The sequence below is a fragment of the Asanoa hainanensis genome, from assembly GCF_900188485.1.
Taxonomy (GTDB): Bacteria; Actinomycetota; Actinomycetes; order Mycobacteriales; family Micromonosporaceae; genus Asanoa; species Asanoa hainanensis.
This window is the reverse complement of sequence record NZ_FZPH01000004.1, coordinates 492,484-504,971: the sequence shown is the minus strand read 5'-3', so window position 1 is coordinate 504,971 and position 12,488 is coordinate 492,484. Positions and strand designations below refer to the sequence as shown.

The window sequence follows — 12,488 nt, the reverse complement described above, 5'->3', positions numbered from 1 at the left end:
CGACTGACATGGTGACGCGATGACCAACCGCATCCACCATCTCAACATCGACAGCCGCGACCCGTACGAGCTGGCGGGGTGGTGGTCGCAGGTGCTCGGCTACCCGCGCTCCGAGGAGGACTTCCCGGGTGACCCGGAGGCCCTGCTGATCGCGCCCGAGGGCGCCGGCCCCGGCGTGCTGTTCTGTCGGATCTCGGACGAGAAGACCGGCAAGAACCGGCTCCACTTCGATCTCCAGCCGACCGAGCGTACGCGCGACGAAGAGGTCGAGCGGTTGCTCGGCATCGGCGCCACCCTGGTCGGGGACCGGCGCCGGCCGGACGGCACCGGCTGGGTGACGCTGGCCGACCCCGAGGGCAACGAGTTCTGCGTCGAGCGCAGCGCGGCCGAGCGGGCCCAGCACTGACCGCAGTCACGATCGGGATACACCTTGTGTCCCTTGGCTGACGCAGGGGACCCGGCGCGTGACTACGCTCGCTACGATCCGGCAGTCCACGTGGAGTAACTCCGGGGAGCCGTGATGTCCGATCCATACGCCCAGCCACCGTCGTACGGCTCCCAGCCGCCGCATGGCCAGCAGCCGCCGCAGCAGCCGCAGTACGGGCAGCCCTACGGTGAGCAGCCCCCGCAGCAGCCGAACTACGGGCAGACCTACGGGTCGCCGCAGCCCGGGACCTACGGCCAGCCGCCACAGCAGCCCGACTACGGCCAGCAGCCCGGCTACGGCCAGCAACCCGACTACGGTCAGCAACCCGGTTACGGTCAGCAGCCGGGTTACGGGCAGCAGCCCGACTACGGCCAGCAGCCGCCCACCTATGGCCAGCCCTCGTCGCCGGCGCCCTACGGCCAGCAGCCGGGCTACCCGCAGCCGGGCTACGGCCAGCCGCCGCAGCAGGCCGGCTACGGCGACGGGCAGTTCGGTGGGCCGCCGATGCCGCCGACCGCGCCGCCGAAGAAGAAGCGCAGCGCGGGCAAGATCGTGCTGATCGTCCTCGCGTCGGTGCTGGTGCTCTGCCTCGGTGGCGCCGCGACGCTCTACTTCGTGTTCAAGGACGACGTGGCCGCGGTCGCCAACACGCGGGTGGCGGCCCCCGAGACGCTCGGCGGCCAGCCCCGCATCCAGGACCCGGAGCTGCAGAGCGCGGTCGACGAGATGAAGACCCAGCTCAACGCCGACGTGCCCGACGCGACCAGCACGGCCGCCGCGTTCTACGGCAACATCGAGAAGCGCGAGCTGATCATGCTGGTGGCCGCCTCCGGCCTGATCGCCAGCCCCGGTGCGGAGCTCGACCGGACTTTCGGCGACCTCAACAAGGCGCCGTTCACGATGAAGAACATCAAGACCGTCGACCCGGGTCCGCTGGGCGGTGAGGCCCGGTGCGCCGACGGCGCGATCGCCGAGGGCGGCGCCTCGATCCCGCTGGGCCTCTGCGCGTGGGCCGACCGGGGCAGCGTGGGCATGATCGGCGTCTACAACGTCGACGGCACCACGGCCTACAAGAACTTCGTGACGATGCGCGGCCAGGTCGAGACGCAGTAGCCCAACGACGCGACAGGCCCCCGGGGTGATCCCCGGGGGCCTGTTCCGCTTTCGGTCAGCGCCGGCCGGTCGCCGCCAGGTACGGCGTGATGCCGCCCAGGTGGAACGGCCAGCCGGCGCCCAGGATCAGGCACAGGTCGATGTCCTTGGCGTCGGCGACCACGCCGTCGGCCAGCATCGTGCGCACCTCGTCGGCGATCGCGTCGAGCGCCCGGTCACGCACCTGCTCGGCGGTCAGCGGCGCGTCGCCGACCTCGAGCAGCGCGACCACGGACCCGTCGATGTTGCCCTCGCGGTCGGTCAGCGACTTCCCGCTCGCGACGATCCGGCCGAGGTTCTCGCTGACCCCGAACCGGTCCGGGAAGGCCGCGTGCATGGTCTTCGAGACGTGCAGCGCGACCGCCGGCCCGACCATCGTGAGCAGCGCGAGCGGCCGCATCGGCAGGCCCAGCGGGTCCAGCGCGGTGTTGGCCACCTCCACCGGGGTGCCGGCGTCGATCGCCGCGTAGATCTCGCCGAGGAACCGGGTCAGCAGCCGGTTGACCACGAACGACGGCGCGTCCTTGACCAGCACGCACGACTTCTTGAGCTGCTTGCCGACGGCGAACGCGGTGGCCAGCGCCGGGTCGTCGGTCTTGCCGGCCCGGATGATCTCGACCAGCGGCATCACCGACACCGGGTTGAAGAAGTGGAAGCCGACGACCCGCTCCGGGTGCTCGAGGTCGGCGGCCATCTCGGTGACCGACAGCGAGGAGGTGTTGGTCGCCAGCACCGCCTCGGGCGAGACGATCTTCTCCAGCTCGGCGAAGACCTGCTTCTTCACGCCCAGGTCCTCGAACACGGCCTCGATGACGAAGTCCGCGTCGGCGAACGCCGCCTTGTCGACGGAGCCGCTGACCAGACCGCGCAGCTTGGCGGCCGTACCCTCGTCGATCCGGCCCTTGCCGTGCAGTTTGGCGATCTCGCCGTGCACGTAGGCGACGCCCTTGTCGACCCGGTCCTGGTCGAGGTCGGTCAGCACGACCGGCACCTCGAGGCGGCGGGCGAACAGCAGCGCCATCTGCCCGGCCATCAGGCCGGCGCCGACCACGCCGACCTTGGTGACGTCGCGGGCCAGCGCCTTGTCGGGTGCGCCGGCCGGCCGCTTCGCGCGGCGCTGCACCAGGTCGAAGGCGTAGAGGCTGTTGCGCAGCTGCGCCCCGGTGGCGAGGTCGCCGAGCGCCTCGTCCTCGGCGGCGGTGCCGGTGGCGAAGTCGGCGTCCTTGGCCAGCGCGAGCAGCTCCAGCGCCTTCTCCGCGGACGCGACCGCGCCGTGCAGCCGCTCGTCGAGCTGCAGCTTGGCGAAGTAGAGCACGCCGTCCCACATGTCGCGGTCGATCTCCGGCCGCTCGACCGTGATCTCGCCCGCGACCACCCCGGCCGCCCACTCCAGCGAGCGCTCCAGGAAGTCGGCCGGCTCCAGCAGCACGTCGGCGATGCCCAGCTCGCGGGCCTGCGGCGGGCGCAGCGTCTTCTGCGTCAGCGGGTTCTGGATGATCACCTGGGCGGCCGGCGCGATGCCGATCAGGTTCGGCAGCAACTGCGTGCCACCCCAGGCCGGCACGAGGCCGAGCGAGACCTCGGGGAGGGCCAGCGCGCCCGCGCCGCCGGACAGGGTCCGGTAGTGGCAGTGCAGCGCCACCTCCAGCCCGCCGCCCATGGCCACCCCGTTGACGAACGCGAACGTCGGGATCGTCGACTCGCGGAGGCGGTTGAACACCCGGTGCCCGTACCGGCCGAGCTCGACCGCCTGCTCCCGTGACGCGATCGCTGGCATGCCGGTGATGTCGGCACCAACGCTGAAGATGTACGGCTTTCCGGTGATCGCGATGAACGCGGGCTCCAGCGCCTGCGCGGCGGTGATCGCCTCGTCGAGGCTGGCCAGGCCGCCCGGGCCGAACGTGTTGGGCTTGGTGTGGTCGAGCCCGTTGTCGAGGGTGATCAGCGCGGCCTTGCGCCCGTTGACGGTGACGGCGCGTACCAGCGCCTTCGTTACGACCTCGCTGCTCACTTGGTGCCCTCCCAGTTCGGGTTCTCCCAGATGACCGAGCCGCCCATGCCGATGCCGATGCACATGGCGGTGATGCCGTACCGCACCTCGGGGTGCTCCGCGAACTGGCGCGCGAGCTGGGTCATCAGCCGCACGCCGGAGGAGGCCAGTGGGTGGCCGACCGCGATCGCACCGCCCCACGGGTTGACCCGCGGGTCGTCGTCGGCGACGCCGAAGTGGTCGAGGAACGCCAGCACCTGCACGGCGAACGCCTCGTTGAGCTCGAACAGGCCGATGTCGGCGATGTCGAGCCCGGCGATCCGCAGCGCCTTCTCGGTCGCCGGGATCGGGCCCACGCCCATCACCTCGGGCTCGACGCCGACGAAGCCGTACGAGACCAGCCGCATGGCCACCGGCAGCCCGAGCTCGCGGGCGGTGTCCTCGGCGGCGATGATGCTCGCGGTCGCGCCGTCGTTGAGACCGGCGGAGTTGCCCGCGGTGACCCGGCCGTGGGGGCGGAACGGGGTCTTCAGCGTGGCCAGCTTCTCCATGCTGGTGTCGCGCGGCGCCTCGTCGACCGTGGCCAGGCCCCAGCCGTTCTCCGGGTCGCGCAGGGCGACCGGCACCAGGTCGTCCTGGAGCTTGCCGTTCGCGTACGCCTTGGCCGTCTTGACCTGGCTCGCGAGGCCGAACGCGTCGGCCCGCTCGCGAGTGACCGCCGGCAGCCGGTCGTGCAGGTTCTCCGCGGTCTTGCCCATCACCAGCGCGGACGGGTCGACCAGCTTCTCGGCCAGGATCCGCGGGTTGGGGTCGACGCCCTCACCCATCGGGTGCCGGCCCATGTGCTCGACGCCGCCCGCGATCGCGACGTCGTAGGCACCCATCGCGATGCCGCCGGCGACGTTGGTGACCGCGGTCATCGCGCCCGCGCACATCCGGTCGATGGCGAAGCCCGGGACGGTCTTGGGCAGGCCGGCCAGCAGGGCGGCGGTGCGGCCGATGGTCAGGCCCTGGTCGCCGATCTGGGTGGTCGCGGCGATGGCGACCTCCTCCACCGCGGCCGGGGGCAGCTGCGGGTTGCGCCGGAGCAGCTCACGGATGCAGCGGATGACCAGATCGTCGGCGCGGGTGTGCGCGTACATGCCACCCGCCTTTCCGAAGGGGGTGCGGACGCCGTCGACGAACGCGACGTCGCGGACAGAACGGGGCACGGAAGGGCCTCCTCGGTACGGGGTCTGAGTCGAATGCTACTCGCCGGTAACCTCGCACGGAGCGTGGAGTGGGACACAAGCACGCGGTTGGTAGGGTCCAACCCCATGAAGGTCTTGATCGCGGGCGGGGCGGGTTTCATCGGCAGCACGGTGGCCTCGGCCTGTATCGACTCCGGCATCACCCCGGTGATCGTCGACAACCTCGTCACCGGCCGGGCGGAGTACGTCCGCGACCGGCTCTTCTACGAGGGCGACATCGCCGACGGCGCCCTGATCGACCGGATCTTCGCGGACCACCCGGACATCTCGGCCGTGGTGCACGCCGCCGCCCTCATCGTGGTGCCCGAGTCGGTGGCCGAGCCGGTGCGCTACTACCGCGAGAACGTGGCGAAGTCGCTCGAGCTGATCTCGCACGTGACCCGCAACGGCTGCGACCGCTACCTGTTCTCGTCGTCGGCCTCCATCTACGCCCCCGGCGCCGACTTCACCGTCGACGAGACGTCGGCGCTGCGCCCGGAGTCGCCGTACGCCCGGACCAAGGCCGTCATGGAGTGGGTGCTGGAGGACTGCACCAACGCGTACGACCTGCGGGTCATCTCGCTGCGCTACTTCAACCCGATCGGCGCGGACCCGAAGATGCGCACGGGCCTGCAGCACGCGCAGCCGACCCACCTGCTCGGCCGCCTGATCACGGCGCTGGAGGCGGGCGAGGAGTTCCGGATCACCGGCACCGACTGGCCGACCCGCGACGGCAGCGGCATCCGCGACTTCATCCACGTCTGGGACCTGGCCCGGGCCCACGTCGAGGCCCTGCGCCGGTTCGACGAGGTCCTGCCCGCCGAGGGTTCGAAGCGTTACGACGTGCTCAACCTGGGCACGGGCACGGGCACGACGGTCCGCGAGTTCGTCGCTGCCTTCCGGCGGGTCGCGGACCGCCCGCTGCGGGTCTCGGACGCCCCCTCCCGCCCGGGCGACGTGGTGGGTTCCTACACCCGCACCGACAAGGCGGCAGCCGCACTCGGCTGGACCCCGGACTACTCGGTCGAGGACGGCATCCGCCACTCCCTCGAATGGGCCGCACTGCGCCCCTCGATCCTGGGCGAGTAGCCGCTCAGAGATCGGGCGACGGTCGATATAAGTTTGGCTTATACTGCGTGGGTGTGGGAAGTGAACCTGCATCCTGCGGTGGAGGCCTGGTTCCTGGATCTCTGCGGCACTGATCCCGAGACAGCTGATCTTGTCGCCGAGGCGATCGAGATCCTGGCGCAGCATGGTCCGGCGCTGGGCCGCCCGCTGGTCGACCGGCTCAAGGGAAGCGCCTACCACCATATGAAGGAGCTACGGCCGGGTTCGTCGGGTGCGACGGAGGTCCGCATGATCTTTGCCTTCGATCCCCGGCGTGAGGCTGTCTTCGTGGTGGCGGGTGACAAGTCCGGCCGGTGGCAGGCTTGGTACCGCACGGCCATTTCGCTGGCAGACGCGAGGTTTTCCGCACACCTGGCGCAGCTGAAGGAAGAGGAACCGTCATGACCGACGCCGTGAGCTGGGAAGAGACCAAGGCGAAGGCGCGTGCGATCGACCCCACGTGGGACAGCGACGAGCGCGTCGGGCGGCGTCGTCAGATGCGGGAGCAGATGCTGGCCTCAGTCAGCGGAGCCAAGCTTGCCGCGATCCGCAAGCAGCTCGGTCTGACGCAGACGCAGCTAGCCGAAGCCAGCGGCCTATCCCAGGCGCGGATCAGCCAGATCGAGCACGGCGAAGCCGTGGGTCTGGACTCGCTCCGCGCCTACGTGGTCGGGCTCGGTGGGCATCTCGACATCGTGGCCCGCATCGGCAACATCCAGCTCGACGTGGCCTGATCCCGTCAGCTCCCTTCCGGCTTCGGTTTCGGGTCGTCCAGGGCTGTGGCCAGGTCTGTGGCGATCAGGCCTACCTGCCACGGGCGGGCGCCGTAGCCGCGGAGGGTGGCCGAGACCGTTTCCGGGGTGACGTCTTCCGGTGGGGTCCAGGCCAGGCGGCGGATCGAGTCCGGGGCGATCAGGTTCTCCGGCGGCAGCTTGTGTGCTCCCGCCGTCGTGGTGACCACCTCGCGGCAGCGGGACAGTCGGCCCGCCGCCACCGGGTCGCGTTCCGCCCAGCGGTGTGGTGGCGGCGGGCCGTCGATCGGCGGGTTGGTCGGCAGGGCGTCGTCGGGCAGGCCGCGGGCCGTGTCCAGGGCGTCGAGCCAGATCCGGGCCAGCCGGCGTACGGACCGTCCGCCGAAGCCCGGCAGCGAGAGCAGGGTGCGCTCGTCCTTCGGGTCGATCTCGGCGGCCGCGATGATCGCCGAGTCGGGCAGCACCCGGCCCGGTGCCGAGTCGCGGCGGGCGGCGACGTCGTCGCGGGCGTACCACAGGGCGCGGACCCGGGCCTGGGCCCGCGCGCCGCGGATGCGGTGGATGCCGGAGGTGCGGCGCCACGGGTCGGGGCGGTTGCGCGGCGGCTGCGCGCCCCAGGCGACCAGCGCGGCGAACTCCTCGGCCGCCCAGTCCTGCTTGCCCTGGGTGATCAGCTCGGCCGCGAGCGCGTCGCGGAGGTCGACCAGCAGCTCGACGTCCAGCGCGGCGTAGCTCAGCCACGAGTCCGGCAGCGGGCGGCTCGACCAGTCGGCCGCCGAGTGGTGCTTCTCCAGCGCGTACCCGAGCAACTGCTCTGTCAATGCCGCCAGGCCGACGCGTTCGAAGCCGGCCAGCCGCCCGGCCAGCTCGGTGTCGAACAGCCGGCGGGGGCGCAGGCCCAGGTCGGACAGGCACGGCAGGTCCTGGCTGGCGGCGTGCAGCACCCACTCGGCGTCGGCGATGGCGGCGTCGAGCGTACGCAGGTCGCCCAGCGGCAGCGGGTCGATCAGCACGGTGCCGGAGCCGCTGCGCCGGAGCTGGACCAGGTAGGCCCGCTGGCTGTAGCGGTAGCCGGACGCGCGCTCGGCGTCGATCGCCACCGGACCCGTGCCGCCGGCGAAGCGGGCCACCGCGTCGGCGAGGTCGTCGGGCGACTCGACGGGCGCGGGCGTGCCTTCCCGGGGCGCGGTGAGCAGCTGCGGCGCCGGGCCGTCAGCAAGGGGCGCGGGAGCCGCCGGGCCGTCGGGGGAGCCGGTGGAGGGGCCGTCCGCTTCGGGGGAGGTGGGCGACTCGTCCCCCGCTCGGCGTGCGGCCCGACGGCGCAGGGGTGGTTCGTCGGTCACCTGCCAACCCTAGTAGGCACGCCGTCACGCATCGGACAGCCGGGTCGGCGCGTCGGGTGGTGCGGTACGGTCCTGCGGGGGTCCAGTCCGGTGCGACGGAGGGGAGCGGAGAATGTCCGCCGGGGACGAACGCACAACCTGGCCCGAAACTTCACCCGGGTACGGCGATCCACCGCCGCCGGAGGGTCCGATCTACCAGCCTGTCGACCGCGGCTTCCCGCCGAGCGACTTCGGACCGCCGGCCGACCTGGGGCCGCCGCACTACGCTCCACCAGGGCCGCGAGGCCCGGTCGAGCCGTCCGTCTCGTGGTCGCCGCCGCCCGACTACGCCCCACCCGCGCCGCGCGGCCCGGTCGACTCGGCGCCTTTCCACCCGGTCAACCCGTTCAGTCCCGTCCCGCCGCGGCCCGGTCCGCCGTTCACGCCGCCGCCACCGCGCCAGTCGGGTGATCCCGCCGCCTTCGCGCCGTTCGCGCCTCCCGCGGCGGACACCCGTAAAGGTGAAAAGCGCCGTTGGGTCGTGGGCGCCACGCTCGGCCTGGTCGTCGTGTTGGCCGGTGTCGTCGCCTACCAGGCGGTGCGCATCGAGCAGATCGGTGACCGGCTCGCCAGCAACGAGCGGGTGCGGGCTGACGAACAGGCCCAGGCCACCGGCCGGCTCGACGGGCTCGACGGCCGGGCGGCGGACCTGGAGAAGCGGCTCGGCGCGGCGTTCAACCCGGAGGCGATCTCCAGCGCGGCGCTGCCCAGCGTGTTCCGCGTGGCGGCCGGCGACGTGACCGGCACGGCGTTCGCGGTGGGCAAACCGGCGAGCGGCGGCAAGACCAACATGATCACCAACTTCCACGTCGTCGAGGACGTGTACGAGGCCGGCGGGCGCCAGGTGTTCCTGGAGCGCGACAGCAAGCGGTACGCGGCCACGATCGTCGCCGTGAACAAGGCGGCCGACGTGGCCCACCTGCGTACCAGCACCAAGATCAATGGTTTGGTGACCGCCAAGGGAACGGTCAAGTCCGGCCAGCAGATCGTGGTGGTCGGTGCTCCGCTGGGCCTGAGCGACTCGGTGACGACAGGTGTGGTGAGCGCGGTCCGCGAGCTTCCGGAGAGCAACGGCCCGATGATCCAGTTCGACGCGCCGATCAACCCGGGCAACTCCGGCGGCCCGGTGATCAACTCGGCCAAGCAGGTGGTCGGCATCGCCACCGCCAAGGCGCAGGACGCCGAGGGCATCGGCCTGGCCGTGCCCATCAAGGTCGCCTGCGACGCCTTCAAGATCTGCTGACCGGCGTGCGGCCGCCGCGATCCCTTCCGCGGCGGCCGCACACGGCGGCGCGATCTCCGCGTGAAACGATGGGCGCGATGACGACGACGACCCACACCGACTCCGCCCTGGTCCGCGCTGCCCGGCGCACCGACGTCCCGCACACGCCCGTCTGGTTCATGCGCCAGGCCGGGCGCTCGCTGCCCGAATACCGGGAGCTGCGCGCGGGCATCGGCATGCTCGACACCATCCGCCGGCCCGACCTGGTCGCGGAGATCACCCTGCAGCCGGTGCGCCGGCACGGGGTCGACGCCGCGATCCTGTTCAGCGACATCGTGGTGCCGGTCGCCGCGGCCGGGGTCGACGTCGACATCGTCGCCGGCACGGGCCCGGTCGTCGCCGAGCCGATCCGGTCCGCGCAGGACGTGGCGCGGCTGCGCCGGCTGGAGCCGGTCGACGTCTCGTACGTCGACGAGGCGGTCCGGCTGACCACCGCGGAGCTCGGCGACACCCCGTTGATCGGCTTCGCCGGCGCGCCCTTCACGCTGGCCAGCTACCTGGTCGAGGGCGGCCCGTCGCGGACCCATGCCAAGACCAAGGCGCTGATGTACGGCGACCCGGACACCTGGCACGCCCTCTGCGCGCGGCTGGCCGAGAACGCGCTGACCTTCCTGCGTGTGCAGATCGGGGCCGGCGTCTCGGCGGTGCAGCTGTTCGACTCGTGGGCCGGCGCGCTGTCCGAGGCGGACTACCGCGAATACGTGCTGCCGCACTCGACCGCCGTGCTGAGCGCACTGGCCGACACGGGGATCCCGCGGATCCATTTCGGTGTCGGGACCGCCGAGCTGCTGGGTGCGATGGGCGAGGCCGGCGCCGACGTGGTCGGGGTCGACTGGCGTACGCCGCTGGATGTCGCCACCCGCCGGATCGGCCCGGACAAGGCCGTGCAGGGCAACCTCGACCCGGCCACGCTGCTGGCGCCGTGGGAGGTCGTCGAGGCGGAGGTGCGCCGGATCCTCGAGCAGGGCCGGGCCGCTCCGGGCCACATCTTCAACCTCGGCCACGGCGTGCTGCCGGAGATCGACCCCGCGGTGCTGACCCGGGTCGTGGAGCTGGTGCACACGCTTACCACCCGATAGGTCGGGTTTGTCGCATCCGGCCAGCCGATCATGCTAGGGCGACCGGCGTGCCCTTCCCCCATGGCGCCCCGCGGAATGCATAGGCTGCGGTCATGGCTCCGACAGCGGTTCCCGACGTCTTCGCGAACGCCGTCGCCAACCTTCGCTCCGCGACCCCGCGCGCCGAGATCCTCCTCGAAGAGGTCGGCGCGCCCCAGCGCCTCGCACCCTTCACGTTCGCCCTCAGCGCCTCGGTCACCAAGCCCGACGACGACGAGATGGCGACCGGCCGGCTGATCCTGCTCTACGACCCGGCCGGCCACGAGGCGTGGGAGGGCACGATGCGCCTGGTCACCTACGTGACCGCCGAGGTCGACGTCGACATGGCCGCCGACCCGCTGCTGCCCACCGTGGGCTGGACCTGGCTCACCGACGCGCTCGACGCCCAGGACGCGCACTACCGGGCCATCGGCGGCACGGTCACCCAGACCATGTCGACCCGCTTCGGCAACCTGGCCGGCCCACCGACCGCGGCCGACATCGAGATCCGCGCGAGCTGGACGCCGACCGACGAGGACCTCGGGGCCCACCTGCTCGCCTGGTCGACGCTCCTGGCCTCCACCGCCGGCCTCCCGCCGCCCGGCGTCACAGCGCTGCCCGGTCGCCGCAGCGCCTGATCCGGCCCGCCATATGGTGGGTGCCATGCAGAAGCGGGTCGCCGTGATCGGCGGAGGGATCGCCGGGTTGGCCGCCGCGGTGCGGATCCACGACGCGGCTCCGGACACGGTCGTCACGATCTTCGAGCAGGGCGCCACGCTCGGCGGCAAGCTGCGCACCGGCGAGCTGGCCGGGTCGCCGGTCGAGCTCGGCGCCGAGGCGTTCCTGGTGCGCGACGCCGCCACCGGCGAGGACTCGCCCGCGGTCAAGCTGGCCCACCGGCTCGGGCTCGGCGACGACCTGGTCAACCCCGCCGTCGGCGCCGCCGCGCTGGCCGTCAACGGCAAGCTGGTGCCGATGCCCCGGGGGACGCTGACCGGCGTACCGGGCGACCTCGGTGCCCTGGCCGGAGTGGCGGCCGTCGACGACCACGACCTCGACGCCGGCGAGCCGCTGCTGGCCGAGGGGGAGGACGTCGCCGTGGGCGCCCTGGTCCGGCGGCGACTCGGTGACCAGGTCGTGGACCGCCTGGTCGACCCCATGCTGGGCGGCGTGTACGCCGGTCGCGCCGACCGCCTCTCGCTGGCCGCCACGATGCCGGCGCTGGCCCGGCAGGCCCGCCGCGAGGGCACGCTCACCGGCGCCGTGAAGGCGGCCCAGGCCGCGTTCCCCCGGGTGCCGGGCGGCGCGGTCTTCGCCACCGTCCGGGGCGGGGTGAGCCGGCTGGTGTCGGCGGCCGCCTCCGCCAGCGGTGCGGAGATCCGGCTCGGTGCCACGGTCCGCGAGCTCGCTCGCACCCCCGACGGCTGGCGGCTGACCGTCGGCCCGACCCGCGACCCCGAGCACGTCGTCGTCGACGCCGTCGTGCTCGCCGTGCCGGCCCGGCCCGCGGCCCGGCTGCTCCAGGCCGTCGCGCCGGGTGCGGCCGAGGCGGTCGGCGCGCTCGACTACGCCAGCGTGGCGCTCGTCTCCCTGGCGCTGCCCCGGCCCGAGCTGCCGGAGCTGTCCGGGTTCCTGGTGCCGGCCGAGAACGGCACCGCGGTCAAGGCAGCCACCTTCTTCTCGACCAAGTGGGCGCACCAGCGCCGGCCGGACGGGGTCGCCCTGGTCCGCGCCTCCGTGGGCCGCTACGGCGACGAGCACGTGCTCCAGCGCGACGACGCCGAGCTCGCCGGCATCGTCCACAGGGAACTGTCCACCCTGGTCGACCACAGCCTGCCGAAACCGTTGGACACCAAGGTGCAGCGCTGGGGTGGCGCGTTGCCGCAGTACGCGCCCGGGCATCTCGACCGGGTCGCCGCGGCCCGGGCCGCGCTGGTGCCGACCCTGGCCCTGGCCGGGGCCGGCTACGACGGCGTGGGCATCCCGATCTGTGTACGTTCCGGCGAGTCCGCGGCCGACGCCGTGCTCGCGGCCCTGCGGGACCGGCCGCAGGCCGGCTGAGAGAGGATG

General features: G+C 72.6%; 12 protein-coding genes. 9 read left to right on the top strand and 3 right to left on the bottom strand.

The features are described 5' to 3' along the window. The first annotated feature begins 19 nt into the window (after positions 1–19). Together CHC05_RS41440 and CHC05_RS13490 are read left to right on the top strand one after the other, a co-directional pair. A complete protein-coding gene (locus tag CHC05_RS41440) occupies positions 20–406 on the top strand; it encodes a VOC family protein (protein WP_089248433.1) in 387 nt (128 codons plus the stop codon). Positions 407–520: 114 nt separating this feature from the next. Continuing rightward, positions 521–1,540, top strand: a complete 1,020-nt coding sequence (locus CHC05_RS13490) for a hypothetical protein (RefSeq protein WP_179266160.1) — start codon at positions 521–523, stop codon at positions 1,538–1,540. A gap of 55 nt (positions 1,541–1,595) precedes the next feature. Here CHC05_RS13490 and CHC05_RS13485 read toward each other — a convergent pair whose 3' ends face one another. Then, positions 1,596–3,590, bottom strand: a complete 1,995-nt coding sequence (locus tag CHC05_RS13485) for a 3-hydroxyacyl-CoA dehydrogenase NAD-binding domain-containing protein (RefSeq protein WP_089248431.1) — start codon at positions 3,588–3,590, stop codon at positions 1,596–1,598. After that, positions 3,587–4,780: a thiolase family protein gene (locus tag CHC05_RS13480; RefSeq protein WP_089248429.1), complete on the bottom strand. Its 1,194-nt coding sequence runs from the start codon at positions 4,778–4,780 to the stop codon at positions 3,587–3,589. Before CHC05_RS13480 ends, CHC05_RS13485 begins: the two co-directional genes overlap by 4 nt. A gap of 105 nt (positions 4,781–4,885) precedes the next feature. On the opposite strand from CHC05_RS13480, the gene galE reads away from it, so the two are divergent. Genes galE through CHC05_RS13465 form a run of 3 tightly spaced genes read left to right on the top strand, consistent with a single transcriptional unit; the run spans position 4,886 to position 6,639 of the window. After that, on the top strand, positions 4,886–5,887 hold the full coding sequence (gene galE / locus CHC05_RS13475; protein ID WP_089248427.1) for a UDP-glucose 4-epimerase GalE: 1,002 nt from the start codon (positions 4,886–4,888) through the stop codon (positions 5,885–5,887). Between the two features lie 51 nt (positions 5,888–5,938). Beyond that, positions 5,939–6,310, top strand: a complete 372-nt coding sequence (locus tag CHC05_RS13470; RefSeq protein WP_089248425.1) for a type II toxin-antitoxin system RelE/ParE family toxin — start codon at positions 5,939–5,941, stop codon at positions 6,308–6,310. Next, positions 6,307–6,639 (top strand): helix-turn-helix domain-containing protein, encoded by a 333-nt coding sequence (locus CHC05_RS13465; protein ID WP_089248423.1) that lies wholly within the window; start codon positions 6,307–6,309, stop codon positions 6,637–6,639. Before CHC05_RS13470 ends, CHC05_RS13465 begins: the two co-directional genes overlap by 4 nt. 5 nt (positions 6,640–6,644) lie before the next feature. Here the strand turns inward: CHC05_RS13465 and CHC05_RS13460 are convergent, their stop codons facing one another. Then, positions 6,645–8,000 carry a ribonuclease D gene (locus tag CHC05_RS13460; RefSeq protein ID WP_089248421.1) on the bottom strand — a complete coding sequence of 452 codons (1,356 nt, stop codon included), beginning with the start codon at positions 7,998–8,000 and terminating at the stop codon, positions 6,645–6,647. 112 nt (positions 8,001–8,112) lie between these two features. On the opposite strand from CHC05_RS13460, the gene CHC05_RS13455 reads away from it, so the two are divergent. The 4 genes from CHC05_RS13455 to hemG all read left to right on the top strand — a co-directional run bounded on the left by CHC05_RS13455 (position 8,113) and on the right by hemG (position 12,479). After that, positions 8,113–9,282, top strand: a complete 1,170-nt coding sequence (locus CHC05_RS13455; RefSeq protein ID WP_089248419.1) for a S1C family serine protease — start codon at positions 8,113–8,115, stop codon at positions 9,280–9,282. Positions 9,283–9,350: 68 nt separating this feature from the next. After that, positions 9,351–10,400: a uroporphyrinogen decarboxylase gene (hemE, locus tag CHC05_RS13450; protein WP_089248417.1), complete on the top strand. Its 1,050-nt coding sequence runs from the start codon at positions 9,351–9,353 to the stop codon at positions 10,398–10,400. Between the two features lie 92 nt (positions 10,401–10,492). Beyond that, complete coding sequence (locus CHC05_RS13445; RefSeq protein WP_089248415.1) at positions 10,493–11,056, top strand: DUF3000 domain-containing protein; 564 nt, start codon at positions 10,493–10,495, stop codon at positions 11,054–11,056. Positions 11,057–11,081: 25 nt separating this feature from the next. Then, on the top strand, positions 11,082–12,479 hold the full coding sequence (gene hemG, locus CHC05_RS13440; protein WP_089248413.1) for a protoporphyrinogen oxidase: 1,398 nt from the start codon (positions 11,082–11,084) through the stop codon (positions 12,477–12,479). Positions 12,480–12,488: the final 9 nt, after the last annotated feature.